General features: G+C 69.8%; 22 protein-coding genes and 1 pseudogene. 21 read left to right on the top strand and 2 right to left on the bottom strand.

Annotated features, from left to right (window positions below):
* Positions 1 to 17 precede the first annotated feature (17 nt).
* The 12 genes and pseudogenes from ACZ5J1_RS13250 (at position 18) to guaA (ending at position 12,536) form a co-directional block, all read left to right on the top strand.
* Positions 18 to 1,751, top strand: coding sequence for a glycerol-3-phosphate dehydrogenase/oxidase (locus tag ACZ5J1_RS13250; RefSeq protein WP_464559527.1), 1,734 nt, complete (start codon positions 18 to 20; stop codon positions 1,749 to 1,751).
* 207 nt (positions 1,752 to 1,958) lie between these two features.
* A complete protein-coding gene (locus ACZ5J1_RS13245) occupies positions 1,959 to 3,557 on the top strand; it encodes an ELWxxDGT repeat protein (RefSeq protein ID WP_464559525.1) in 1,599 nt (532 codons plus the stop codon).
* 37 nt (positions 3,558 to 3,594) lie between these two features.
* Complete coding sequence (locus ACZ5J1_RS13240; RefSeq protein WP_464559523.1) at positions 3,595 to 4,329, top strand: VOC family protein; 735 nt, start codon at positions 3,595 to 3,597, stop codon at positions 4,327 to 4,329.
* A 29-nt stretch (positions 4,330 to 4,358) separates the two neighbouring features.
* Positions 4,359 to 5,971 (top strand): annotated as a pseudogene (locus ACZ5J1_RS13235) (tyrosine-protein phosphatase); the annotation flags it as partial.
* Positions 5,972 to 6,346, top strand: coding sequence for a hypothetical protein (locus tag ACZ5J1_RS13230; RefSeq protein ID WP_464564830.1), 375 nt, complete (start codon positions 5,972 to 5,974; stop codon positions 6,344 to 6,346).
* A gap of 39 nt (positions 6,347 to 6,385) precedes the next feature.
* Positions 6,386 to 8,152: a GMC family oxidoreductase N-terminal domain-containing protein gene (locus tag ACZ5J1_RS13225; RefSeq protein WP_464559521.1), complete on the top strand. Its 1,767-nt coding sequence runs from the start codon at positions 6,386 to 6,388 to the stop codon at positions 8,150 to 8,152.
* Between the two features lie 193 nt (positions 8,153 to 8,345).
* Positions 8,346 to 8,735 (top strand): hypothetical protein, encoded by a 390-nt coding sequence (locus ACZ5J1_RS13220; RefSeq protein WP_464559519.1) that lies wholly within the window; start codon positions 8,346 to 8,348, stop codon positions 8,733 to 8,735.
* Positions 8,736 to 8,779: 44 nt separating this feature from the next.
* Entirely contained in the window at positions 8,780 to 10,099 is a 1,320-nt protein-coding gene (locus ACZ5J1_RS13215; RefSeq protein WP_464559517.1) for an HNH endonuclease signature motif containing protein, read from the top strand.
* Between the two features lie 52 nt (positions 10,100 to 10,151).
* The gene (locus ACZ5J1_RS13210) at positions 10,152 to 10,358 is read left to right on the top strand and encodes a hypothetical protein (RefSeq protein ID WP_464559515.1); all 207 of its coding nucleotides are present in this window, start codon (positions 10,152 to 10,154) and stop codon (positions 10,356 to 10,358) included.
* A 46-nt stretch (positions 10,359 to 10,404) separates the two neighbouring features.
* Positions 10,405 to 10,599: a hypothetical protein gene (locus tag ACZ5J1_RS13205; protein WP_464559513.1), complete on the top strand. Its 195-nt coding sequence runs from the start codon at positions 10,405 to 10,407 to the stop codon at positions 10,597 to 10,599.
* A gap of 13 nt (positions 10,600 to 10,612) precedes the next feature.
* Positions 10,613 to 10,903, top strand: a complete 291-nt coding sequence (locus tag ACZ5J1_RS13200; protein WP_464559511.1) for a hypothetical protein — start codon at positions 10,613 to 10,615, stop codon at positions 10,901 to 10,903.
* A gap of 58 nt (positions 10,904 to 10,961) precedes the next feature.
* Positions 10,962 to 12,536 carry a glutamine-hydrolyzing GMP synthase gene (gene guaA / locus ACZ5J1_RS13195; RefSeq protein WP_464559509.1) on the top strand — a complete coding sequence of 525 codons (1,575 nt, stop codon included), beginning with the start codon at positions 10,962 to 10,964 and terminating at the stop codon, positions 12,534 to 12,536.
* A gap of 81 nt (positions 12,537 to 12,617) precedes the next feature.
* Here the strand turns inward: guaA and ACZ5J1_RS13190 are convergent, their stop codons facing one another.
* Positions 12,618 to 13,235, bottom strand: a complete 618-nt coding sequence (locus tag ACZ5J1_RS13190) for a pyridoxamine 5'-phosphate oxidase family protein (protein ID WP_464559507.1) — start codon at positions 13,233 to 13,235, stop codon at positions 12,618 to 12,620.
* 61 nt (positions 13,236 to 13,296) lie between these two features.
* Here ACZ5J1_RS13190 and ACZ5J1_RS13185 point away from each other — a divergent pair, with 61 nt between their 5' ends.
* The 7 genes from ACZ5J1_RS13185 to ACZ5J1_RS13155 are packed head-to-tail and all read left to right on the top strand — an operon-like array spanning position 13,297 to position 19,871.
* Positions 13,297 to 14,577: a D-arabinono-1,4-lactone oxidase gene (locus tag ACZ5J1_RS13185; protein WP_464559505.1), complete on the top strand. Its 1,281-nt coding sequence runs from the start codon at positions 13,297 to 13,299 to the stop codon at positions 14,575 to 14,577.
* A gap of 15 nt (positions 14,578 to 14,592) precedes the next feature.
* The gene (locus ACZ5J1_RS13180; RefSeq protein WP_464559504.1) at positions 14,593 to 15,171 is read left to right on the top strand and encodes a lysophospholipid acyltransferase family protein; all 579 of its coding nucleotides are present in this window, start codon (positions 14,593 to 14,595) and stop codon (positions 15,169 to 15,171) included.
* On the top strand, positions 15,168 to 15,941 hold the full coding sequence (locus ACZ5J1_RS13175) for an SDR family oxidoreductase (protein ID WP_464559502.1): 774 nt from the start codon (positions 15,168 to 15,170) through the stop codon (positions 15,939 to 15,941). Before ACZ5J1_RS13180 ends, ACZ5J1_RS13175 begins: the two co-directional genes overlap by 4 nt.
* Before the next feature lie 3 nt (positions 15,942 to 15,944).
* Positions 15,945 to 16,940 carry an NADPH:quinone oxidoreductase family protein gene (locus tag ACZ5J1_RS13170; RefSeq protein WP_464559500.1) on the top strand — a complete coding sequence of 332 codons (996 nt, stop codon included), beginning with the start codon at positions 15,945 to 15,947 and terminating at the stop codon, positions 16,938 to 16,940.
* Positions 16,941 to 16,972: 32 nt separating this feature from the next.
* On the top strand, positions 16,973 to 18,502 hold the full coding sequence (locus ACZ5J1_RS13165; protein WP_464559498.1) for an acyl-CoA synthetase: 1,530 nt from the start codon (positions 16,973 to 16,975) through the stop codon (positions 18,500 to 18,502).
* 9 nt (positions 18,503 to 18,511) lie between these two features.
* Entirely contained in the window at positions 18,512 to 19,171 is a 660-nt protein-coding gene (locus ACZ5J1_RS13160; protein ID WP_464559496.1) for a GNAT family N-acetyltransferase, read from the top strand.
* A 28-nt stretch (positions 19,172 to 19,199) separates the two neighbouring features.
* Positions 19,200 to 19,871, top strand: a complete 672-nt coding sequence (locus ACZ5J1_RS13155) for an NUDIX domain-containing protein (RefSeq protein WP_464559494.1) — start codon at positions 19,200 to 19,202, stop codon at positions 19,869 to 19,871.
* 1 nt (position 19,872) lies between these two features.
* Here the strand turns inward: ACZ5J1_RS13155 and ACZ5J1_RS13150 are convergent, their stop codons facing one another.
* The gene (locus ACZ5J1_RS13150; protein ID WP_464559492.1) at positions 19,873 to 20,016 is read right to left on the bottom strand and encodes a GPGG-motif small membrane protein; all 144 of its coding nucleotides are present in this window, start codon (positions 20,014 to 20,016) and stop codon (positions 19,873 to 19,875) included.
* A gap of 87 nt (positions 20,017 to 20,103) precedes the next feature.
* Between ACZ5J1_RS13150 and ACZ5J1_RS13145 the strand changes: the two genes are divergently transcribed.
* Both ACZ5J1_RS13145 and ACZ5J1_RS13140 read left to right on the top strand, forming a co-directional pair.
* The gene (locus tag ACZ5J1_RS13145; protein WP_464559490.1) at positions 20,104 to 22,221 is read left to right on the top strand and encodes a molybdopterin-dependent oxidoreductase; all 2,118 of its coding nucleotides are present in this window, start codon (positions 20,104 to 20,106) and stop codon (positions 22,219 to 22,221) included.
* Positions 22,215 to 23,105: a DUF1295 domain-containing protein gene (locus ACZ5J1_RS13140; protein WP_464559488.1), complete on the top strand. Its 891-nt coding sequence runs from the start codon at positions 22,215 to 22,217 to the stop codon at positions 23,103 to 23,105. Before ACZ5J1_RS13145 ends, ACZ5J1_RS13140 begins: the two co-directional genes overlap by 7 nt.
* Position 23,106 lies beyond the last annotated feature (1 nt).

The raw sequence follows: 23,106 nt of genomic DNA, 5'->3' as shown, positions 1-23,106 counted from the left end.
CCTGCAAGGATCGAGACATGAGCTCGCAGTCTGTGCAGGCAGGAGTGCTGAATCCGTACGCCCGCGACGCGGCCATCTCAGCGATGGTGGGCGTCGGCGGTGACGAGCTCGACGTCCTCGTGGTCGGCGGCGGTGTCGTCGGCGCCGGGGTCGCGCTCGACGCGGTCACCCGCGGGCTGTCGACCGGCCTGATCGAGCAGCGCGACTTCGCCTCCGGCACCTCGTCGCGCTCGAGCAAGCTGGTCCACGGCGGCCTGCGCTACCTGGAGATGCTCGACTTCGCGCTGGTGAAGGAGGCCCTCGAGGAGCGCGGGCTGCTGCTCACCCGGCTCGCGCCGCACCTGGTCCGCCCGGTCCCGTTCATCTACCCGATCGAGCACCGGTTCTGGGAGCGCCCCTACGTCGGCTCCGGTCTGGCGCTGTACGACGGCATGGCCGCCCTGGGGAAGTACGAGATGGGGGTGCCGCGGCACCGTCACCTGTCCCGCAAGAGCCTGTCCCGGATCGCGCCGGACTTCCGCTCCGACCAGGTCGCGGGCGCGATCAAGTACTACGACGCCCAGGTCGACGACGCCCGCCTGGTGATGACGATCGCCCGCACCGCCGCCCGCCACGGCGCCCACATCGCCACCCGGGTCCGGGTCACCGGCTTCGTCCGGGAGGGCGACCGGGTCGTGGGTGTCACCGCCCGTGACCTCGAGACCGGCCGGGACCTGGAGATCAAGGCTCGGGTCGTGGTCAACGCCGCCGGTGTCTGGACCGACGAGATCCAGGAGATGGTCGGCGGCCGCGGGGCCCTGCACGTGCAGGCCTCCAAGGGCGTGCACATCGTGGTGCCGCGCGACCGGATCCGCTCCGACGCCGGGTTCATCATCCGCACCGAGAAGTCGGTGCTCTTCGTCATCCCGTGGGGCCGGCACTGGATCATCGGCACCACCGACACCGACTGGAACCTCGACCTCGCCCACCCGGCCGCGACCCGCGCCGACATCGACTACGTGCTGGCGCACGTGAACTCCTTCCTCAAGGAGCCGCTCGACCACGAGGACGTCGAGGGCGTGTACGCCGGCCTGCGACCGTTGCTCGTGGGGGAGAGCGACCAGACCGCCAAGCTCTCCCGTGAGCACACCGTCGTCACCCCCGTGCCCGGGCTGGTGATGATCGCGGGCGGGAAGCTGACGACGTACCGCGTGATGGCGCGCGATGCGGTCGATGCCGCCGCGCACACGCTGCGCACGCTCGGCCCTGAGCCGCGCGCGTCGATCACCGAGAAGGTTCGGCTGCTGGGTGCCGACGGCTTCGAGACCCGCTCCAACCAGCGGGTGCTGCTCGCCTGCCGCAGCGGCCTGCACGTGGCCCGGATCGACCACCTGCTCGGACGCTACGGCGGCATGATCGACGAGGTGCTGGCCCTGATCGCGTCCCGGCGCACGCTGGCGCTCCCGCTCGACGGGGCCGACGACTACCTCGCCGCCGAGATCGTCTACGCCGTCACCCACGAGGGCGCGCGCCACCTCGACGACGTCCTCACCCGAAGGACCCGGATCTCGATCGAGACCTTCGACCGCGGCGTCTCGGCCGCGACCGGGGTGGCCAAGCTGATGGCGGCCGAGCTCGGCTGGGACGACGCCGAGACCGAACGGCAGGTCGCCTGGTACTTCGCCCGGGTGCAGGCCGAGCGGCTCAGCCAGACGATGCCCACCGACGCCGAGGCCGACCAGGCCCGGCGTGAGGTCACCGACCTGGTCTGAGCAGAGCGCCAGAGGGTCGAACCTGGGACTCCCGGATTCGTCCCCTTCGGTTTACGATCGCCACTCCACGTCTCGGGTGAGGGAGAAGAGTCGTTGACCGCATCGCGAAGCCGACGATCGACCGTCGTTGCGACCACGCTCGCCTTGGTAGGGGCCGTCCTGGCCAGCATCGGCACGCCCTCATCGGCTGAGGCAGCAATTCCGCCCATGCTTCGCTGTGACCGCGGAGACGCGGTCACCACGAGCGCGCGCTTCTTCATCGCCTACACCGGCGAGAACGGCTGCGAGCTGTGGAAGAGCAACGGCACCGCCGCGGGCACCGTCCTGGTCAAGGACATGGTCCCTGGCAATCCCGGCAGCGATGCCCGCGATCTGACGGCCGTGGGCAAGACCCTCTTCTTCGTCAACGATGACGGCGTCCACGGCCGGCAGCTGTGGAAGTCCGACGGCACCGCGGCCGGCACGGGCATCGTGAAGCTGTTCGACACTCCTGGAGGTGCCTACCCTTCCCACCTGGAATCGGTCGGGAACCGGCTCTACTTCAGTGCTGACGACGGCATCCATGGCGACGAGCTCTGGAGGTCCGACGGGACAGCGACCGGCACCGTGATGGTGAAGGACATCACGAGCGGTGAGGATGGCTCCGACCCCGAAGGCCTGACGGCGGTGGGCAACACCCTCTACTTCCACGCGTTCGGGGCCAGGGGCCAGGAGCTGTGGAAGTCCGACGGCACCGCAGCCGGCACGACCATCGTGGAGAACGACACGAAGGGGCCGAGCGGCTCGTACCTCCAGCAGATGACCGCCGTCGGTGACACCCTCTTCTTCACAGTCGACAGTGTTGCGCCGCCCACCCGACTCTGGAGGTCGGACGGCACCGCAGCGGGCTCGACCCTGGTCGAGGAGCTGAGCAGCAACCACGACAGCCCGACGGCGTTGACCGCGGCCGGAAGCCGGCTCTACTTCGTCTCGGGCGAGAGCGAGCACGGCTCCGAGCTCTGGACGTCGGACGGGACAGCGGCCGGGACCCTCATGGTCAAGGACATCCTCGCCGGAGCGACCGGCGCGACCCCGCGCCTGCTCACGGCGGTGGGCAGCACCCTCTACTTCGTCGCGGACGACGGTGAGCACGGTGCCGAGCTCTGGAAGACCGACGGCACCGCGGCGGGAACGCTGATCGTCAGCGACATCGATCCGGGCCCGGACGGAAGCGGGATCGACTCGTTGACCGCGGTCGGCAGCTCCCTCTACCTCGTCGCGAACGACGGCGTTCACGGGGCCGAGGTGTGGAAGTCCGACGGCACGCCCGAAGGCACCACGATGGTCAAGGACATCGCTCCCGCGGGGTCGGACGCGGCGTACCGCCCGCAGTCGTTGATGGCCTTCGGCACCACCCTGCTCTTCACCGACAACGACGGACTCCGTGGCGACGAGTGGTGGCGCAGCGACGGGACCAGCGCCGGCACGGTCAAGGTCGCCTCGTACGTCGTGGCTCCGCCGACGACGACCCCGGTGCCGAAGCCGATCTCGCTGGTCGCTCCGGCCAAGGTCAGCGCGCTCAAGAAGGGCAAGCCGGTCAGGGTCACGGTGGGGCTGCCGCGCGGGGCGACGGCGACGTACACGTGGGTGCTGACGCCCAGGAAGTCAGGCAAGAAGAAGCCGAAGCCCCGGGTCGTCGGGCACGCAGCCACGATCAAACCCAAGCGGGCGTGGAAGGGCGGGACGTTGCGGGTCACCATCAGGATCACCCAGCCCGGCCACCTGACCCTGACCAAGACGCTCGCCGCCAAGGGACGCATCAAGTAGCGCGCCGGGTTCCCGACTGCGTTGCTAGCGTGAAGCCGTGTTTCTCGAGAACGTCGTCATCGACACCGTCGATCCTCGTCGGGTCGGCCGCTTCTGGGAGGCGGCGCTCGGCTGCGAGCCGCTGACCGACTCGGACGGTGGTTACGAGACCCGGCTGGCGATCGAGGACGGTCCGGTCCTCGACCTCTGCTTCCAGCCGGTCGGCACGCTCCCGGACCAGGAGCTCCGGCTGCACCTCGACCTGCTCGGCGGCGGCGACCAGTCGGACGTCGTCGAGCGCCTGATCGGCCTCGGCGCCCGCCACCTCGACATCGGTCAACGGGACGTGCCGTGGATCGTGCTCGCCGACCCGGAGGGCAACCCGTTCTGCGTGATGGAGGAGCGGGCGGCGTACACGGAGACCGGACCGATCGCCGCGATCCCGTTCGAGGGTGCCGATCCGGACCGGGACGTGGAGTTCTGGGCCTGGTTGAGCGGATGGGTGGACGCGCCCGGCGTCGCCCCGCGCACGCTGCGGCACCCGTCGATGCGCGGTCCGCTGCTGGAGTTCTGCCCCGAACGCGGCCCCAAGGTGTCAGGGAAGAACCGCTGGCACCTGGATATCCGGCTCGAAGGTGGCGACGACGTCGAGGCGATCGTCACCGAGGTCCTCCAGCGCGGCGGACACGAGTACGACCTCGGCGTCGGAGACCTGCCGTGGCGCACGATGCGCGACCCCTCGGGCAACGAGTTCTGCCTGCTGCGCGCCCCGGATTCACTCGACGTTCACTGACTTCTGCCCGGTTGCCTCGTTAGAGGGTCATGCGATCTCGCGCCTTGACCCTCGCGGCCGTCCTCCTCGCCCTGATCGGGGCTGGCCTGGCACTCCCGGGCACGCCCGCCCGAGCCGCCGATCCGGTGCCCTACGTCTCCTCGACCGGCAACGACCTCCTCGGCAGTGCTCGCAGTCTCCAGCTCCCGCACGCCACCAACGCCCGCGACATCGGCGGCTTCCGCACCACGGACGGTCACGTGGTGAAGACCGGGATCGCCTTCCGGTCGAACAAGCTGGGTGATCTCGACGACGGCGAGTGGGCGACGTTGCGCGGCCTCGGCGTCAACCATGTCGTCGACCTGCGCAACGCGAGCGAGAAGTCGGAGGCGCCCGACGACGTACCGGCCGGGGTCGGCTACCAGGAGGCCGACGTCGTCGGCATCCCGCCGACCGGTACCCCGCAGCTCTCCGACCTCACCGCGACCCTGCACTGTCTGGCCCCGGGCACGCCGGTCGGTGCGGTCTCGATCCTCGCCGCCCTGAAGGACTTCTCCGACGTCGGCACGGCCGAGGGCTACCTCCTCGAGGCCTGCTACGGCGGCTCGATGATCGCCTTCCGCGACCTGCTGCACTCCCTGCAGGACCCGGCGAAGACCGTGGTCTTCCACTGCAGCGCCGGCAAGGACCGCACGGGCGTGGCCACCGCGATCCTGCTCACCCTGCTCGGCGTCGACCGCACCACCGTCCTCGACGACTTCGAGAACTCCAACCACTTCCGCGGCGCCGGCTCCGTCCAGCGTGACTGGCTCGAGCAGTGGTTCACCGCCGTCGACCTGGACTGGGGCAGCTTCGACAACTTCGCCCGCAACGGCCTCGGACTCTCGTACGGCGACATCGCCGCGTTGAAGAAGCGCTTCCTGGCCAACGCCGCGGCGCCGGTGATCCCCGAGGTGGCGCCACCCGCCGGTGACTGGGACCGGATGCTCGGCCTCGAGCACGCGAGCAACGCCCGCGATGCCGGCGGCTACCAGACCGCCGACGGACTCTGGGTCCGCACCGGCGCCGCGTTCCGGTCCAACGCGCTCGGCGACCTCACTGCGGCCGAGTGGCAGAAGGTCCGCGACCTCGGTGTCACCCGGATCATCGACCTGCGCACCTCGGCCGAACGGTCGCAGAAGCCGGACAACCCGCCGGCCGACATCGCGTGGGAGGCCGACTCGGTGCTCGACCCGAGCACCACCGTCGACCCGGCCGACCTCACCGGCTACGGCCAGTGCGGGGCGAAGCTCGCCGTCCTGCAGACCCTGGCCACGGCGATCGGTGGCAGCGACCCGGATCCTGAGTCAGCGGTCACCGCGGCGACGTACCCGGTGATGGCGTGCTCCCGTGGTGCCACCGAGTCGCTCTCCCGTGCACTCCACGCGTTGGCGACGCCGGGGGAGACCGTGCTCTCCACTGCACCGCAGGCAAGGACCGGACCGGGATCACCTCGGCCATCCTGCTCACGATCCTCGGCGTCCCGCGCGCAACGGTGGTCGCTGACTACCTGCTCTCCAACGGGCACTACACGACCTCGCTCGGTGGTGACGCGGTCAAGGCCGCTTGGCTGCAGGCCTGGTTCGACCAGGTCGACGCGATCTACGGGGACTTCGACACCTACGTGTCCGAGGGGCTGAAGCTGACCGACACCGAGATCGGTCAGCTCGAGGCGAAGTTCCTCACCCGGGCGCCCGCAGTCGTTCCCCCGACCAGCACGCCGACCGCCACCCCCTCGGTGACCCCGAGCGCGGCCCCCGCCGCACCGATCCGGGCGCGCACCTGGACCACGCCCAACCGCAAGCGCCTGATCGCGGTGCTGCCTTACACCGGTCGGGCACGACTCAGCCTCGACGGTCACCGGCTCAAGCCGCGGTCGGTGACGGCGGGGAAGCCGGTCGTGATCAAGCTCCCGCACCGACTCAAGCGCGGCCGACACGTCCTCGCCTACCGGATCGGGGAGCACCGGGCGCACGTGATCGTGCGCAAAAGCTACTGATCGGTAGCCAGCACGTACGGGTTCACATACTGTGGGTATATGAGTGGCTCCCAGCACTACGACGTGCTCATCATCGGGTCGGGCTTCGGCGGTTCCGTCTCGGCACTCCGCCTGACCGAGAAGGGCTACAAGGTCGCCGTACTGGAAGCCGGCGCCCGGTTCGCCGACGAGGACTTCGCCGACAACTCCTGGGACCTGCAGAAGTTCCTCTACGCCCCGGCGGCCGGGTGCTACGGCATCCAGCGGATCGAGATGGTCAAGGACGCCCTCATCCTCGCCGGCGCCGGTGTCGGCGGCGGCTCGCTGGTCTACGCGAACACGCTCTACGAGCCGCTCGACCCGTTCTACCGCGACCCCAGCTGGAGCCACATCACCGACTGGAAGGCCGAGCTGGCGCCGTATTACGACCAGGCCAAGCGGATGCTCGGCGTGGTGCCCAACCCGCACATCACCCCGGCCGACGAAGTGATGCAGAAGGTCGCCGCCGAGATGGGGGTGCCGGACTCGTTCCACGCAGCACCGGTCGGGGTCTTCTTCGGCACCGGCGAGGCGCCGGGGACGACGGTCACCGACCCTTACTTCGGCGGCGAGGGCCCCGCGCGCACCACCTGCACCCAGTGCGGGGAGTGCATGGTCGGGTGCCGGCACAACGCCAAGAACACGCTGGTGAAGAACTACCTCCACCTCGCCGAGAAGAACGGTGCCGTCGTGCACCCGCTCACCACCGTCACCCGGGTGGTCCCGCGCGCCGAGGGCGGCTACACCGTGCACGCCCGCTGGACGAAGGCGAAGCTGCGTCGCGGGGGAGAGGCGACGAAGACGTTCACCGCCGACCAGGTGATCTTCTCCGCCGCCGCGATCGGCACCCAGAAGCTGCTGCACAAGCTCAAGGCGTCCGGTGACCTGCCCGCCATCTCGGACCGGCTGGGCCTGCTCACCCGCACCAACTCCGAGGCCATCCTCGGCGCGATCGCCCCTGACCTGTCGGTCGACTACACCCGCGGCGTGGCGATCACTTCCTCGATCCACCCCGACGCCACCACCCACTTCGAGCCGGTCCGTTACGGCAAGGGCTCCAACGCGATGTCGCTGCTCCAGACCGTCCTCACCGACGGTGGTCCGGGCCGCAAGCGCCGCTGGCTGAAGGAGCTGTGGACGCAGCGGTCCAACATCTCCAGGCTCTACGACCTGAAGCACTGGTCCGAGCGGATGGTCGTGCTGCTGGTCATGCAGGCACTGGACAACTCGATCACCGTCTACCCGAAGAGGACGCCCTTCGGCTGGCGGCTGACCTCCAAGCAGGGCCACGGCGCCCCGAACCCGACCTGGATCCCGCAGGCCAACGAGGGCGCACGCCAGATGGCGAAGGCGATGACGGTCAACGGCAACGAGGGGTACGCCGGCGGCACGATCGGTGAGCCGTTCGACGTGCCGATGACCGCCCACTTCATCGGCGGGTGCGCGATCGGGGACTCCGCCGCCACCGGCGTGATCGATCCCTTCCAGCGCCTCTACGGGTACGACGGCCTGCACGTCGTCGACGGCTCCGCGATCTCGGCCAACCTCGGGGTCAACCCGTCCCTCACCATCACCGCCCAGGCCGAGCGTGCGATGAGCTTCTGGCCCAACAAGGGGCAGGCCGACCCGCGGCCCGAGCTCGGGTCGACGTACGCCCCGATCGCCGCCGTCCCGCCGCTGTCCCCGGCCGTCCCTGACGCTGCCCCCGGAGCGTTGCGGCTCCCGATCGTCGCGGTCACCTCCGGCGAGCGGATCGCGGCGGAAAAAAGTTCTGAGATTTCTTCGTAACCCGGCGTAACCGCCCTGTGGCGCCCTCGTTGAAGTGATCAGACCCGGGACTTGCTCCCTCCCTTAGATTTCCGGGTCCGCGGCGGTCGACAGACTGCGACTGATGCCCGGCCACTCCCTCCCTCCCCGGCCGGGCATCGGTGCATTTCTGGGGCTGTTCGGTTGGGCGTGATGCCTGCGAGGATGCGGTGCGATGACGGACACGGTGCAGGAAGTCGACAGCGATCGGAGTCGGTCGCGCTCGGTCGTCGTGATCGGCGTGCTGGTGGCAGCGGTTCTCGCGCTGGTCGTGGCCTATGAGTTCGGCCAACGGCATCCGCCCGTGAAGGCGGAGGTGCTCGCCTGCCTCTCCGCCGAAGGAGACATCTCCTGCGGATACGAGGACAGCCCGAACTCCCCAGTGCTCAGCGTGCCGCGCGACGTCGCGTGGACCGATGCTGGCGGAAAGAGCCACCTCGGCGGGCGACCCAGCTGCCTACCGCCCGTCGGGATCGGGACGATTTTGGTGGAGGTCTCCTGGGTCGACGTTCGTCACGACGGTGGCACGAGCCATGGGGTGACCTCCGTGGACTGCTTGAGCTGAGATCTCGCCCCGGTTTTGTCGGTGGTGCCGTCTAGGTTCGGGGTATGGAGGAGCCGGTGTTCGACGATGGGTCGGAGGCTGGTCGCGGCCTGGGTCCGACCGCCGGGTTCCCCGTCAACGACATGCTCGCGATGGCTGCCCACAGTGCGCAGATGGCAGCCATCGCTGAGGTCTCGAAACTGCACTACACGGTGGAGTGGGCCACCGAGAACGGCCCCGAGTCCGGCCCTGGCGTCTCGTTCGGGCGCGGGCCGGCACTGTTGGATCTGCTCCACGACATCCCGCTCGCCGGTGAAGGCACTCCACTGGTGAGGGAGGATGCGATCGCCGAGTTCGCTGTCGCGTTGGGGATGAGTGATGCGCAGGCGCGCCTGTGGATCGGGGACGCTCTCGAGCTCGCCTACCGGCTGCCGAAGATCTTCGACCGGTTGTGGGAGGAACACCTCCCGGTCTGGAAGGCCCGCCTGGTCGCTGCCGCCACCCGACCCCTCTCGATGGAGGGCGCAGCCTGGATGGATGCCCAGCTGGCGTACCGGTTCGAGAAGGTCGGCCACACCACCCTGACCCGGTTGATCACGGAGGCGTTGACGCGGTTCGACCCCGAGGAGGCAGCCCGTCGTGCCGAAGCAGCAGCTGAGTCACGCAAGGTCGAGGTCCACACCGAGTCGGCCGCGTTGAACCAGAACGGTGTGGTCGACACCTACGCCTGCCTCGATCTCCCCGATGCAATCGACTTCGATGCCGCGGTCGCGATGGTCGCGGAAGAACAACGTGCTGCCGGGTCGGAGGAGTCGTTGGATGTGCGTCGGGCGAGGGCGGTGGGGATCATCGCCCGCCGCATCCTCGCCGGTGATCTGACGGTGGCGCCTTCGACAGCGCGGGATGCGAACCTCTACATCCACCTCGATGCCGACCAGGCCATGGCTGCCTGGGCACGCCTCGAGCAGCCCGACACCCTGGCCCCGGTGGCTCGGGTGAAGGAATGGCTCTCCGGTGCGGCCAAGGTGATCGTGCGGCCGGTGATCGACCTGAACGAGGACCTGGTCCGCAACCCGTACGCCCCCTCGACCAAGCAACGTGAGCAGCTGTTCCTCACACAGACGACGTGTGCGCATCCGTACTGCAACAAGCGGGCGCGGAAGGCGGATCTGGATCACATCAACGCCTTCGACAAGGACGGCCCGCCGGGTCAGACTCGTTCATCCAATTTGGCGCCTTTGTGTCGCTATCACCATCGGTTGAAGACCTTCGCCGACTGGACGTATGCCCGCCTCGCGGCGGGGATGTACCTGTGGCGCAACCCCGCGGGACAGCTCTACCTCCGCACCCGGGACGGCACCACACCGATCAGCTTCGCCCACTGACCCTGCCTCATATCCGCCCCGAACGCGCCCGTGACCTGAGATGCTCAGCCTCATGTCGGCACGCTGGTCCTGGGATCGATCTTCGCCGGGCTTCGTCCTGGTGAGCGCCATCGTCGTACTGATCTTCGGCGGGTTCGTGGCTCCCCGCCTCCTCTCCCAAGGTGGCGGGACAGCGATCTTCGGCGCCGTGTGGCTGGTCGTTGCGGTCGGGCAGTTGATCTACGCCGCGTGGCGTTTCTGGAAAGCCGGGACTGCTTAGGCCGTCGTCCGCGCGCGGTTCTGACGATGAAGTAGGGCAGGGGTGCATGTTCGACTGGGTAGCCAACACCGTCTCCTCGCTCGCCCAGTGGGCGCACTGGCTCGGCAAGGAAAACGGACCGGCCGTGGGGCGGAAGTCTCAGCGGACCTGGCGTGGACTGGTCTTCCTCGGGAGAGTGCAGTTCTGGGCGGTGGTGACCCTGATCGTCGGTCTCGTTCTGTGGTTGACCTACGTGGCCTGAGAAACTGGCCAGCGTGCCTGGAACCCTGGTCGCGCTCGCTGGCCTGGCGGCGTACGGGCATCGTCATTTCGACGACACGTCGGCCGTAGGAACGCTCCGATTGTTCGTCATCGTCTTCGCGGTGATTCTCGTCGTGACGCTCGGCCGTCCGGCGCTCATGTTCGACCTTCAGGGCGATACCGACGAGGCGTCGGATGAGAACCGAGACGCGGCCCGGATCGCGAGAACACAGGTCGCGGTCATTGCGACAGTGGTTCTGCTCGTCGTCGTGTACTTCGTCGGAGGCTTCACGTTCCTCGACTGAGCAGTCCTCTGACTCAGCCGCATTTCTGAGCAGGGTCCGGCGTCGATAGGATTCACCCATGACGGACGCCTCCGAACACGATCTGGTCCTCGTCGTCGACTTCGGGGCGCAGTACGCGCAGCTGATCGCCCGCCGCGTCCGTGAGGCGCAGGTCTACTCCGAGATCGTGCCGCACACGATGCCGGTGGCCGAGATGCTGGCTCGCAACCCGAAGGCGATCATCCTGTCCGGCGGTCCGTCGTCGGTCTACGCCGAGGGCGCCCCGGCGATCGACCCGTCGATCTTCGCGGCAGGGACCCCCGTCTTCGGGATGTGTTACGGCTTCCAGCTGATGGCCCAGGGCCTCGGCGGGACCGTCGACAACAACGGCGCCCGCGAGTACGGCCGCACCCCGGTCACCGTGGCCGACGGCGGCGTCCTCCTCGCCGGTCTGCCGGCCGAGCACAACGTCTGGATGTCGCACGGCGACTCCGTCTCCCAGGCACCCGAGGGCTTCACCGTCCTGGCCTCCACCTCCGGCACCCCGGTCGCCGCGTTCGAGAACGTCGAGGCCGGCTTCGCGGGCGTGCAGTGGCACCCCGAGGTGCTGCACTCCGAGCACGGCCAGCGGGTGCTCGAGCACTTCCTCTGGAACATCGCGCGCTGCCGCACCACCTGGACCATCGGCAACATCGCCGAGGAGCAGATCGAGCGGGTCAAGGAGCAGATCGGCGAGACCGGTCGCGCTGTCTGCGGCCTCTCCGGCGGTGTGGACTCCGCCGTCGCGGCTGCGATCGTGGCCAAGGCGATCGGGGACCGCCTCACCTGCGTGTACGTCGACCACGGACTGATGCGCAAGGGCGAGTCGGAGCAGGTCGAGCGCGACTTCGTCGCCGCCACCGGCGCCAACCTCGTCGTGGTCGACGCCGAGAAGCAGTTCCTCGACGCCCTCGCGGGCGTGACCGAGCCCGAGGCGAAGCGGAAGATCATCGGCCGCGAGTTCATCCGCTCCTTCGAGGCCGCCCAGTCGGACATCATCGACGCGGCGCCGGAGGGCACCACGGTCGGCTTCCTGGTGCAGGGCACCCTGTACCCCGACGTGGTCGAGTCCGGCCACGGCGCCGGCACCTCGGTGATCAAGAGCCACCACAACGTCGGCGGCCTGCCGGAGGACATCGAGTTCGAGCTCGTCGAGCCGCTGCGGACCCTGTTCAAGGACGAGGTCCGCTCGGTCGGTGCCCAGCTCGGCCTGCCCGACGTGATCGTCCAGCGCCAGCCGTTCCCCGGACCCGGCCTGGGCATCCGGATCATCGGTGAGGTCACCCGCGAGCGGCTCGACATCCTGCGCGAGGCCGACGCGATCGCCCGCGAGGAGCTGACCGCCGCCGGCCTGGACAACAGCATCTGGCAGATGCCGGTCGTGCTCCTGGCCGACGTCCGCTCGGTCGGTGTCCAGGGCGACGGTCGCACGTACGGTCACCCGGTCGTGCTGCGTCCCGTCACCAGCGAGGACGCCATGACCGCCGACTGGGCACGACTGCCCTACGAGCTGCTGGAGCGGATCTCGACCCGGATCACCAACGAGGTCCGGGAGATCAACCGCGTCACCGTCGACATCACCTCGAAGCCCCCGGGCACGATTGAATGGGAGTGAGCGAGGCCGAGCCACCGAGCTTGCTCGTGTGGCTTGTGCCGAGCGAGCGACCAACGCCCCGCAGGGGCGTCTGGGAGTGAGCTAGAAGCTCGGCGTCGCGGGCGCGCTCGGCCGACTCTCGTCGAGCGCGGGGTCGTCGCACGCCAGCGTGCCGTCGAACCACTCGTTCCGCTTCCAGTCCGGCACCGGCGGATCCTCGCCCGCGACGGGGACGAAGACCGACGCCTGGTTCGGGCCGTGGGTGTGGACGTAGCGGCGGCAGTTCGGAAAGACGGCTGACGCCCGCACCCGCACGACCGCCAGGGCGCCGGGGTACTCCGCGAGCAGCGGATCGGCCGGGTCGATGGTGGCCGCTCCGGTCAGGCGCAGCCGGGAACCGTCGGTGAAGTCGATGAACAGCAGCCCGACCGGCGGGTGCTCGCTGATGTTACCGAGGCTGAGGAACATCCCGTTGCCGTCGTAGCTCGGGAATGCCAGGGTCGACGTGTCCACGACGCGGACGAACCCGGGAGCACCGCCCTTGTAGGAGCACTGGGGCTGCCCGGTCGCATCGGCCGTGGCGAGGAAGAACATGTCCCGCGCTTCGATCCAGTCGCGGAAACCGGACAGGTCGTCACCTGCGACGCTGCCGAGACGATCGGCCAGGCGGCGCGTGTCGAAGTGATCCTGGAACTCGCGTTGCGATGCTCGGTAGTCCATGGTCCGGCCTCCGGTTCCGTGCCCTCTCAACGAGCATGCCACGTTCTTGTAGCGTGCGCGCATGCCAATCCCGGGCTTCAGGAACTGGTCCCGCACCGTCAGCAGCACGCCCACGCGCTGGGAGCGGCCCACCTCGGTCGATCAGGTCGCCGAGCTCGTGAGCGCAGCCGCCAACACTGGCAACCGGGTCAAGGTGGTCGGGGCGGGGCACTCCTTCAGCGCCATCGCCGCCCCCGACGGGGTGGCGCTCTCCCTGGACGGGCTCACCGGCGTGACGTCGTACGACGGCGACACGGTGACCGTGCGGGCCGGCATGCGCCTGCGCGACCTCAACGCCGCCCTCGCCGAGCACGGCCTGGCCCTGCCGGTCCTGGGCTCGATCGCGCAGCAGTCGGTCGCGGGAGCGATCGCGACCGGCACCCACGGCTCCAGCCTCGTGCACGGCAATCTCGCCGGCCTGGTCACGGGGATGACCCTGGTCGACGGTCGCGGCGAGGTCGTCGAGGTCAGCGAGCACCAGCTCCCCGGTGCGCGGGTCCACCTCGGCGCGCTGGGCGTGGTGACCGACGTCCGGCTCCGGGTCGTGCCGGCGTTCCGGCTCGCGCAGACGGTGGAGAAGGTCCCCGTCGCCGACGTCGGTGAGCGACTGGAGCAGATCGGCCGCAGCGCCGAGTTCGTCAAGGTCTGGTGGGTCCCGCACACCCGCGAGGCGTTGGTGTTCCGCTACGACCGCAGCGACGACCCGGCCGACCGGGTGACCCAGGTAGAGCGGTCGATCGACCAGCGGTTCATCCACCCGGCACTGCTGCCGGCGTTCTACGCGCTCAACAGGGTGGCTCCCGCCACCGTCGCGCCGATCAACACCCTGATGGCGGCGACGCTGGTGAAGAAGCGGCGCGTCGGAGCCAGCACCCTCCTGTTCAGCACCCCCGACCCCGTGCGCCACGACGAGACCGAGGCGGCGATCCCGTTGGCCTCCGGCCGTGCTGCCTGGGAGGCCCTGGTGCGCACCGCGCAGCGGGTGAAGGTCAACTTCATCGCCGAGCTGAGGTTCGTGCAGGGTGACGACGGCTGGCTCTCGCCGGCGTACGGCGGCGACGTGGTGCAGCTCGGCGCCTACACCGCGTTCGCGCGCGATCGGGACACGTACTTCCAGGGCTTCTGGTCCGAGATGAGCTCCCTCGGTGCGCGGCCGCACTGGGGCAAGGCGATGGACCACACCGCCGCCGACCTGGCACCGCTCTACCCGCAGTGGGGGCGCTTCGCATCCCTGCGCGACGAGCTGGATCCGCAGCGGGTCTTCGCCAACCGGTTCCTCGACCGGGTGCTCGAAACCGCGTAGGGCATAGTGCGGGTCATGCCCGTGCGTCACGCCCTCGCCCAGTTCCTGCTCCGCATCTCGGGGTGGAAGACCAGCGGTGAGGTGCCGGACTCCGCGATCCTCGTCGGCGCACCGCACACGTCCAACTGGGACTGGGTGCTGACCATGCTGCTGGCCTGGGACAGCCGGGTCTCGATCCACCTGCTGGTGAAGGACTCGCTCTTCAAGGGGCCGCTCGCGCCGATCCTGCGCGCCACCGGCGCGGTGTCGCTGGACCGGGCGAACCCGAAGGCCACCATCGACGCGCTGCTGGCCAAGGCGGAGCAGTCCGACACCTTCCTGCTCGGCATCGCCGCCGAGGGCACCCGGTCGAAGGGGGAGTACTGGAAGTCAGGCTTCTACCGGATCTCGCAGAACACCGGGCTGCCGATCACCCTCGCCTACCTCGACGGCCCCTCCAAGACCGTCGGCTGGGGTCCGACCTTCCACCCCACCGGCGACATCGTCGCCGACATGGACGTGATCCGTGAGTTCTACAGCGGGGTCACCGGCATCCGTCCGGAGGGCTTCACCGAACCGCGGCTGAAGGAAGAGTCCACCGGCGGTTTCGCGTGAGCCGTCCCCGGGGCATGGTCGTCACCGGTGCCGGTCACGGCATCGGGCGTGCGCTCGCCCGGCGGCTGGCGCGCGGGGGTGCCCGGGTGGTCGTCAACGACCTCGACGTCGAGGCGGCCGCGGCCGTCGCTGCGGAGATCGGCGGCGTCGCCGTCGGGGGTGACGCAGCCTCGGAGACCGGCGTCGCCGCGCTGGTGGAGCGGGCCACGGCCGAGCTCGGCGAGATCGACGTCTGGTTCGGCAACGCCGGCATCGACCGGGGTCTGGGTCTCGACGCCGACGAAGCCGCGTGGGCGAGCTCCTGGGACGTGAACGTGATGGCCCACGTCCGCGCCGCCCGTCTGCTCGTGCCGACCTGGATCGAGCGCGGGGCCGGCCGCTACGTGATGACCGCCTCGGCCGCAGGGCTGCTCACGATGCTCGAGTCGCCGGCGTACTCGGTCACCAAGCACGGTGCCGTGGGGTTCGCCGAGTGGCTCTCGGCCACCTACCGGCACCGCGGCATCGTGGTCCAGGCGATCTGTCCGCAGGGGGTGGACACCCGGATGTACGCCGAGGCGGGAGCGCTCAAGGAGGTGCTCAGTCGCGACGCGCTGCTGACGCCCGACGAGGTCGCCGAGCACGCCTGGCAGGCGTTGGAGACCGATCGCTTCCTCGTCCTGCCGCACCCGCAGGTCCGCGACTACTACGCTGCCCGAGCCGGCGACACCGATCGCTGGCTGACCGGGATGAACCGGGTGCAGCAGCACCTCGACGAGCGACAGGGGTAGTCGATGCGGGCATGGCAGGTGCACGAGCTGGGTGAGCCGGCAGCGGTGATGCGGTTCGAGGAGCTCGACGAGCCGACCGCGGGTAGGAACCAGATCCTGGTCCGCGTCCGTGCCGCGTCGATCAACTTCCCCGACGCCCTGATGTGCCGGGGCCTCTACCAGTACCGACCGCCGCTCCCGTTCACCCCGGGCGCCGAGCTGTGCGGCGAGGTCGTCGCACTCGGCGAGGGTGTCACCGGTTTCGCCGTCGGCGACCGGGTCATCGGCGCCGCTGCGCTGCCGGCCGGCGGCCTCGCAGAGATGGCCGTGATGGACGTCGCGACCTCGTTCCCCGCCCCGGCAGCCCTCGACGACGCCGAGGCGGCCTCGCTCTACGTCGGCTACCAGACCGGCTGGTTCGGACTGCACCGTCGAGCCCGCCTGCAGGCCGGCGAGACCTTGCTCGTGCACGCCGCCGCCGGCGGAGTCGGCAGTGCCGCGGTCCAGCTCGGCAAGGCCGCCGGTGCTCGCGTCATCGGCGTCGTGGGCGGCCCGGAGAAGGCCGAGGTCGCTCGAGCGCTCGGCGCCGACGTGGTGATCGACCGCCACGCCGAGGGCGAGGCCGGCGACTGGGTCTCGATCGTCAAGGCCGAGACCGGTGGTCGCGGCGCCGACGTCATCTACGACCCGGTCGGCGGGGACACCTACCAGCGCTCGACCAAGTGCATCGCCTTCGAGGGCCGGATCCTGGTGATCGGTTTCGCGGGCGGGGAGATCCAGTCCGCCGCGCTCAACCACGCGCTGATCAAGAACTACTCGATCGTGGGACTGCACTGGGGGCTGTACGCGAAGTACGACCCCGACGCGCTGGACGAGTGCCAGGCCGCGCTCGACGACCTGGCTGACCGTGGGCTGATCAAGCCGCTGGTCGGGGAGCGGATCCCACTGCCCGACGCCGCCGCCGGCGTCCAACGGCTCGCGGACGGAGTCACGGTCGGGCGCGTCGTCGTACTTCCTTAGCGATCGCTCAGGGAGTGTGATACAGATCGGGTATGTACCCGGGGACGTGGGCAGCGACGCAGCCCGACAAGCCAGCACTGATCATGGCCGGCAGCGGCCTGACCCTGACCTATGCCGAGCTCGACGAGCGCAGCCTCCGTCTGGCGCACCACCTGCAGGCGGCAGGTCTCGCGGTCGGTGACGTCGTCGCAATGGTCAGCGACAACCGGCTCGAGACCTACGAGGTCTACTGGGCGGCGCTGCGCTCGGGGCTCTACATCACCGCGATCAACAGCCACCTCACCGCGGCCGAGGTGTCGTACATCGCCGAGGACTGCGGGGCGAAGGCGCTGATCGTCTCGGCCGCTCTGGCCGACGTCGTCGACGACCTCGAGGTGCCCGAGTCCGTCCGGGTGCGGCTGGCGTTCGGCGGTGAGGTCGCCGGGTACGACGACTACGAGGCTGCCCTCGCCGCGGCGAGCACGGCACCGCTCGCGGCCCAGCCGCACGGCGACGACCTGCTCTACTCCAGCGGCACGACCGGTCGTCCCAAGGGGATCAAGCCGCCGCTGCCTCCGATCGCCGTCGACGAGCCCGGCTACCTCTACCCGTCGGTCTTCGGCGCGGTCTACGACTTCGACGACTCGATGGTCTACCTCTCGCCGGCGCCGGTCTACCACGCAGCACCGCTGCGCTTCGTCGGCGCGATCCACACCTTCGGCGGCACCGTCGTGATGATGGAACGCTTCGACGCCGAGGCCGCCCTCGCCGCGATCCAGACCCACCGGGTCACGCACACCCAGATGGTGCCGACCATGTTCGTCCGGATGCTCAAGCTGCCCGAGGACGTCCGGACGTCGTACGACGTCTCCTCGCTGCGCTGCGTGATCCATGCCGCCGCCCCCTGCCCGGTCGACGTGAAGCAGCAGATGATCGACTGGTTCGGGCCGGTGATCGAGGAGTACTACTCCTCGACCGAGGCGAACGGCTCGACGATGATCAGCTCCGCGGACTGGCTCGAGCACCCGGGGTCGGTCGGCAAGGCGCTGCTGGGGATCCCGCACATCGTCGACGACGCCGGGGCCGAGCTGGGGCCCGGCGAGATCGGGACGATCTACTTCGAGCGCGAGGTCCGGAACTTCAGCTACCACAACGACCCGGGCAAGACCGCGGCCGCCGAGCACCCCGAGCACGACAACTGGACCACCGTCGGCGACCTCGGTTACCTCGACGAGGACGGCTACCTGTACCTCACCGACCGCAAGGCCTTCATGATCATCAGCGGCGGGGTGAACATCTACCCGCAGGAGATCGAGGACCTCTTCACACTGCACCCGGCGGTCGCCGACATCGCGGTGATCGGCGTCCCCGACGAGGTGATGGGGGAGCGGGTGGTCGCCTTCGTCCAGCCGGCCCCCGACGCGGTGGCGGGTCCGGCGCTCGAGGACGAGCTGCGCGCGTTCGCCGCCGAGCGGTTGGCGCGGTTCAAGGTGCCCAAGGAGTTCCACTTCGCCGACGAGCTGCCCCGCACGCCCACCGGCAAGATGGTCAAGGGCAAGCTGCGCAGCGCCTACGCGGGCTAGGTTCGGGGCATGGCCCACGTCGAGACCCGGCCGTACCAGGCCTCCGACCGGGAGGGCCTGGTCGCACTGTTCTCGGCGGCGGGCGCGGGAGCGCCGGGCTCGGAGGTCTGGGGTCACGAGGCCTCGCTGGCCGAGGTCTACCTGACCCCGTACCTCGACCTCGAGCCGACGTCGGCGTTCGTCGCCGTCGTCGACGGGACGCTCGCCGGGTACCTGGTCGGCTGTGTGGACGAGCGCCGCTTCCCGAGCGAGGAGGACCGGGTCCACGACGTGATCCGGAAGTACCGGCTCCTCCGTCGTCGTGAGTCTCGCCGGTTCTTCCTCCGAGCGGCCCTCGACTCGGCGTGGTGCCGGCTCCGGCGCGAACCGATGGCGGGCGAGCTCGCCGATCCTCGCTGGCCCGCGCACCTGCACATCGACCTGCTGCCAGCAGGTCGGGGCAACGGGGCTGCCGACGGGGTGATGGAGCTCTGGTTCGGGAGGCTGCGCGAGCTCGGCGTTCCTGGGTGCTACCTGCAGACCACGGCCGAGAACACCCGAGCGGTGCGGTTCTTCGAACGGATGGGCTTCGTCCGGCACGGGCAGAACCCGGTCATCCCGGGCTCGCGGCACCATGGGCGGAGGATGCACCAGCAGACGATGGTGTGGACGGACGAGAGCCGTCGGTAGGTTTCGCGGCGCTGCCTAGGCTGTCGAGATGGCACAGCCCGGCATCGACATCCCTGACCACCGCGGACGGACCGGCCTCGACCAGGTCGGACGTGACCTCACACGGAACCCCGACGTGGTGGTCCGTGACGTCGAGCTCACCTCCGCAGGATGGCACGTCCTGCGCCGTACGACGCTGGACTACCGCCGGCGCGACGGACAGTGGACCACCCAGCAGCGCGAGACCTACGACCGGGGCAACGGGGCCACGATCCTGCTGCACGACGCCGAGCGGGACACCGTGCTGCTGACCCGGCAGTTCCGCTACCCGGCCTACGTCAACGACCACCCGGACGGGATGCTGATCGAGGCCGCCGCCGGCCTGCTCGACGGCGACGACCCGGAGACCGCGATCCGTCGCGAGGCCGCCGAGGAGCTCGGTGTCGAGGTCGGCGAGGTCCAGCACGTCTTCGACGCCTACATGAGCCCCGGCTCCGTGACGGAGCGGTTGCACTTCTACGTCGCGCCGTACACCCGCGCGCACGCCCTGGACCTGGGTGGTGGCGTCGAGGAGGAGGGCGAGGACATCGAGGTCCTCGAGCTCACGCTGCAGGCGGCGCTCGCGATGGTCGCGGACGGACGGATCGCCGACGGCAAGACGATCATGCTGTTGCAGTGGCTGGCACTCCGGCGGGCGTCCCATGCGCCGCCCGCCGGATGACCTAGTTGAAGATGCTGGCTCCGCCAGGACCGACTGCCAAGCCGACCACGATCAGAACGATCCCCCACAAGAGCTGACCCCTGATCAGAGCGAAGATGCCCGCGACCACCAGGACCACGGCGATGATCCACAGCAAGAGACCCATCTGATTCCTCCTTGAGTTGTGTACTGCAGGAGGAGTGGTACCCGAACGGGCGCGGATCAAACATGGGGCGTCCTATAGTCCCGAACTATGACGCCGATCACGTGCCCGCTGTGCGAAGCCACCTGCGGCCTGCTGATCGATCCGGACACCCTGCGTGCCCGCGGCGACAAGGACGACGTGTTCAGCCGCGGCTATCTCTGCCCCAAGGGAGCGGCGATCGGCGAGCTCCACTCCGCGCCCGGACGTCTCCGGGCGCCGATGATCAAGCGGGACGGGGAGTTCGTCGAGGCGACCTGGGAGGAGGCGTTCGCCGAGATCGAGCGCCGACTGCCCCCGATCCTCGAGGCCCACGGACGCCAGGCGGCGGCACTGTACTTCGGCAACCCGACCGCCCACCAGCTCGCGGGAGCGCTCTACCTCCGACCGCTGGTCAAGGCCCTGGGGACGACGAACGTTTTCAGCGCCGGCAGCGTCGACCAGATCCCCAAGGTCTTCGTCTCCGGCTACCTGTACGGCGACCCGGCGACCGTCCCGATCCCGGACCTCGACCGCACCGACCACCTGCTGATCCTCGGCGCCAACCCGCTGGTCTCCAACGGCAGCCTGATGACGGCGCCCGACATGCGGGGACGGATCAAGGCGATCGCCGACCGGGGGACGGTGGTCGTCGTCGACCCGCGCCGCACTCGCACCGCCGAGGTCGCCAGTGAGCACGTGCCGATCCGGCCGGGTGCCGACGCCTGGCTGCTGCTCGCGATGATCGCGACCCTGGCCGAGGAGGACCTGATCCGGATCGACCGGGCCCCCGAGCTGGCCGCCCTGGTCGACGGGGTCGAGCAGGTCGGCGCGATCGCCCGCGAGTTCCCGCCCGAGTCGGTGGTCGTGCGCACCGGGATCGATGCGGAGACGATCCGTCGTCTCGCCCGAGAGCTCGCGCAGGCCGAACGGGCCGCGGTCTACGGCCGGATGGGGACGACGACCCAGTCCTTCGGCACGTTGGCGAGCTGGCTGATCGACGTGCTCAACATCCTCACCGGCAACCTCGACCGTCCCGGCGGGGTGATGTTCCCGCTCGCCGCCGCCGGCCAACCCAACGCACGAGCCGGCAGTCGGAAGGCGTTCCGGCACGGCCGCTGGCGCAGCCGGGTCTCCCAGCTGCCCGAGGTGATGGGGGAGCTGCCGGCCGTGCTGATGGCCGAGGAGATGACGACGCCGGGGGAGGGCCGGATCCGGGCCCTGGTCACCGTCGGCGGCAACCCGTGCGTCAGCGTCCCGGGCTCCGACCTGGGCGAGGCCCTCGACGGCCTCGAGTTCATGGTCAGCCTGGACCCGTACCTCAACGAGACCACCCGGCACGCCGACGTCGTGCTGCCCGGACCGTCGCCGCTCGAGCGCGGTCACTACGACCTGCTGCTCTACCAGTACGCGGTGCGCAACATCGCCCGCTGGTCACCGCCCCTGCTGGACTCGGCGGTGCTGCCCGAGTGGCATTCGATGCTGCGGATCGCGGCCATCGCCAGCGGCCTCGGCGCCGACGTCCCGGTCGAGACCCTCGACGACGCCCTCGCCGCCCAGATGGGGGCGCTCAACGGGGTCGACCCCGACCCGGCGCTGGCAGGTCCGGAGCGACTCCTCGACCTGCTGCTCCGGTCGGGGCCGTACGACCTCGACCTCGCCGCGGTCCAGGACGCCCCGCACGGGATCGACCTCGGCCCGTTGCTGCCGCGGTTGCCCGGCGTGCTCTCCACCGCCGACGGCCGGATCGACCTGGTGCCGGAGGCGATCGTGGCCGACGTCGTACGGCTCCGGGAGGCACCCGAGCCGACCGACGGCGGGCTCGTCCTGATCGGCCGCCGGCACCTGCGCTCCAACAACTCCTGGATGCACCACGTCGAGGCGCTTCAGGGCGGCACGAACACCTGCACCCTCCAGATCCACCCCGACGACGCCCGTGGCCGCCACCTGATCGACGGGGGTCTCGTCCGGGTCAGGACCGCCGCCGGGGAGCTGGAGGTGGAGGTCGAGCTGAGTGAGGCGCTCCGGCCGGGCGTGGTCAGCCTGCCGCACGGGTGGGGGCTGGGTGAGGGAGTGAACTCCAACGTTCTGGGCGACGCCCGCCTGCTCGACGCGCCGACCGGCACCGCGGTGGTGAACGGGATCCCGTGTGAAGTAGAACACGTTCCTGTACCGTCCGTGCTGTGCTGAGCAAAGGTGCCTCGCTAACCCGGGTCGGGATCGTCTACGTCATCGCCTTCGGTCTCGCGACCGGCTGGCTCCTCTGGGGTCCGGCGACCGACCAGCTCTGGCTCGACGGGTTCATCGCCGACCTGATCGCCACCGTCGTGGTCTTCATCGGCAGCCGGGTGCTGCACAACTCCAGCTGCTACGACCCGTACTGGAGCGTGCTGCCGCCCTTCCTCGCCGCCTTCTGGACGATCGCGGCGACCGACCCGGCCGTCTCCGACACCCGCACGCTCCTGGTGCTGATCGTGATCGCGGTCTGGGCGATCCGGCTCACCGCCAACTGGCTCCAGGACTGGCCCGGCCTGCACCACGAGGACTGGCGCTACCCCGGCGTGCGTGGCACCGGCCGGTTCGAGGCGTTCAACGACCTGATGGGCATCCACGTCGTGCCGACCGTGATCGTCTTCGGCGCCCTGGTGCCGGCGTACGCCGTCCTCACCCGCCCCGGACGCGAGATCGGCTGGCTCGACATCGTCGCCCTCGTGATCGGCCTCGGCGCGCCCACCCTGCAGTTCATCTCCGACGCCCAGATGCGGCGCTTCATCCGGACTCGCCAGCCCGGCCAGGCGATGGACCAGGGTCTGTGGGCGTGGTCGCGTCACCCCAACTACTTCGGCGAGGTCAGCTTCTGGTTCTCGCTCGCGTTCTTCGGCATCAGCGGTGCTCCCGAGGACTGGTGGTGGCTGATCCTCGGTGCGCTCGCGATGCTCGCGATGTTCGAGTTCGCCAGCATCCCGATGATGGAGAAGCGCAGCCTGGAGCGGCGCCCGTCCTACCAGCAGATCATCGACACCGTGCCGCGCCTGTTCCCGCGCCCGCCCAGCCGCGCGTCCCAGCGGGTGTGAG

It is taken from the genome of Nocardioides sp. JCM 18999 (assembly GCF_055391175.1).
Note: the sequence above shows the minus strand (reverse complement) of the source record. Positions and strands in the feature narration are given on the sequence as shown.

Bases quoted from the DNA above. Each gene is read 5' to 3' on its own strand.
- ACZ5J1_RS13250 (WP_464559527.1), top strand. From the start codon at position 18: ATGAGCTCGCAGTCTGTGCAGGCAGGAGTGCTGAATCCGTACGCCCGC.
- ACZ5J1_RS13245 (WP_464559525.1), top strand. From the start codon at position 1,959: ATGCTTCGCTGTGACCGCGGAGACGCGGTCACCACGAGCGCGCGCTTC.
- ACZ5J1_RS13225 (WP_464559521.1), top strand. From the start codon at position 6,386: ATGAGTGGCTCCCAGCACTACGACGTGCTCATCATCGGGTCGGGCTTC.
- ACZ5J1_RS13220 (WP_464559519.1), top strand. From the start codon at position 8,346: ATGACGGACACGGTGCAGGAAGTCGACAGCGATCGGAGTCGGTCGCGC.
- ACZ5J1_RS13215 (WP_464559517.1), top strand. From the start codon at position 8,780: ATGGAGGAGCCGGTGTTCGACGATGGGTCGGAGGCTGGTCGCGGCCTG.
- ACZ5J1_RS13210 (WP_464559515.1), top strand. From the start codon at position 10,152: ATGTCGGCACGCTGGTCCTGGGATCGATCTTCGCCGGGCTTCGTCCTG.
- ACZ5J1_RS13205 (WP_464559513.1), top strand. From the start codon at position 10,405: ATGTTCGACTGGGTAGCCAACACCGTCTCCTCGCTCGCCCAGTGGGCG.
- guaA (WP_464559509.1), top strand. From the start codon at position 10,962: ATGACGGACGCCTCCGAACACGATCTGGTCCTCGTCGTCGACTTCGGG.
- ACZ5J1_RS13190 (WP_464559507.1), bottom strand. From the start codon at position 13,235: ATGGACTACCGAGCATCGCAACGCGAGTTCCAGGATCACTTCGACACG.
- ACZ5J1_RS13185 (WP_464559505.1), top strand. From the start codon at position 13,297: ATGCCAATCCCGGGCTTCAGGAACTGGTCCCGCACCGTCAGCAGCACG.
- ACZ5J1_RS13180 (WP_464559504.1), top strand. From the start codon at position 14,593: ATGCCCGTGCGTCACGCCCTCGCCCAGTTCCTGCTCCGCATCTCGGGG.
- ACZ5J1_RS13170 (WP_464559500.1), top strand. From the start codon at position 15,945: ATGCGGGCATGGCAGGTGCACGAGCTGGGTGAGCCGGCAGCGGTGATG.
- ACZ5J1_RS13165 (WP_464559498.1), top strand. From the start codon at position 16,973: ATGTACCCGGGGACGTGGGCAGCGACGCAGCCCGACAAGCCAGCACTG.
- ACZ5J1_RS13160 (WP_464559496.1), top strand. From the start codon at position 18,512: ATGGCCCACGTCGAGACCCGGCCGTACCAGGCCTCCGACCGGGAGGGC.
- ACZ5J1_RS13155 (WP_464559494.1), top strand. From the start codon at position 19,200: ATGGCACAGCCCGGCATCGACATCCCTGACCACCGCGGACGGACCGGC.
- ACZ5J1_RS13150 (WP_464559492.1), bottom strand. From the start codon at position 20,016: ATGGGTCTCTTGCTGTGGATCATCGCCGTGGTCCTGGTGGTCGCGGGC.
- ACZ5J1_RS13145 (WP_464559490.1), top strand. From the start codon at position 20,104: ATGACGCCGATCACGTGCCCGCTGTGCGAAGCCACCTGCGGCCTGCTG.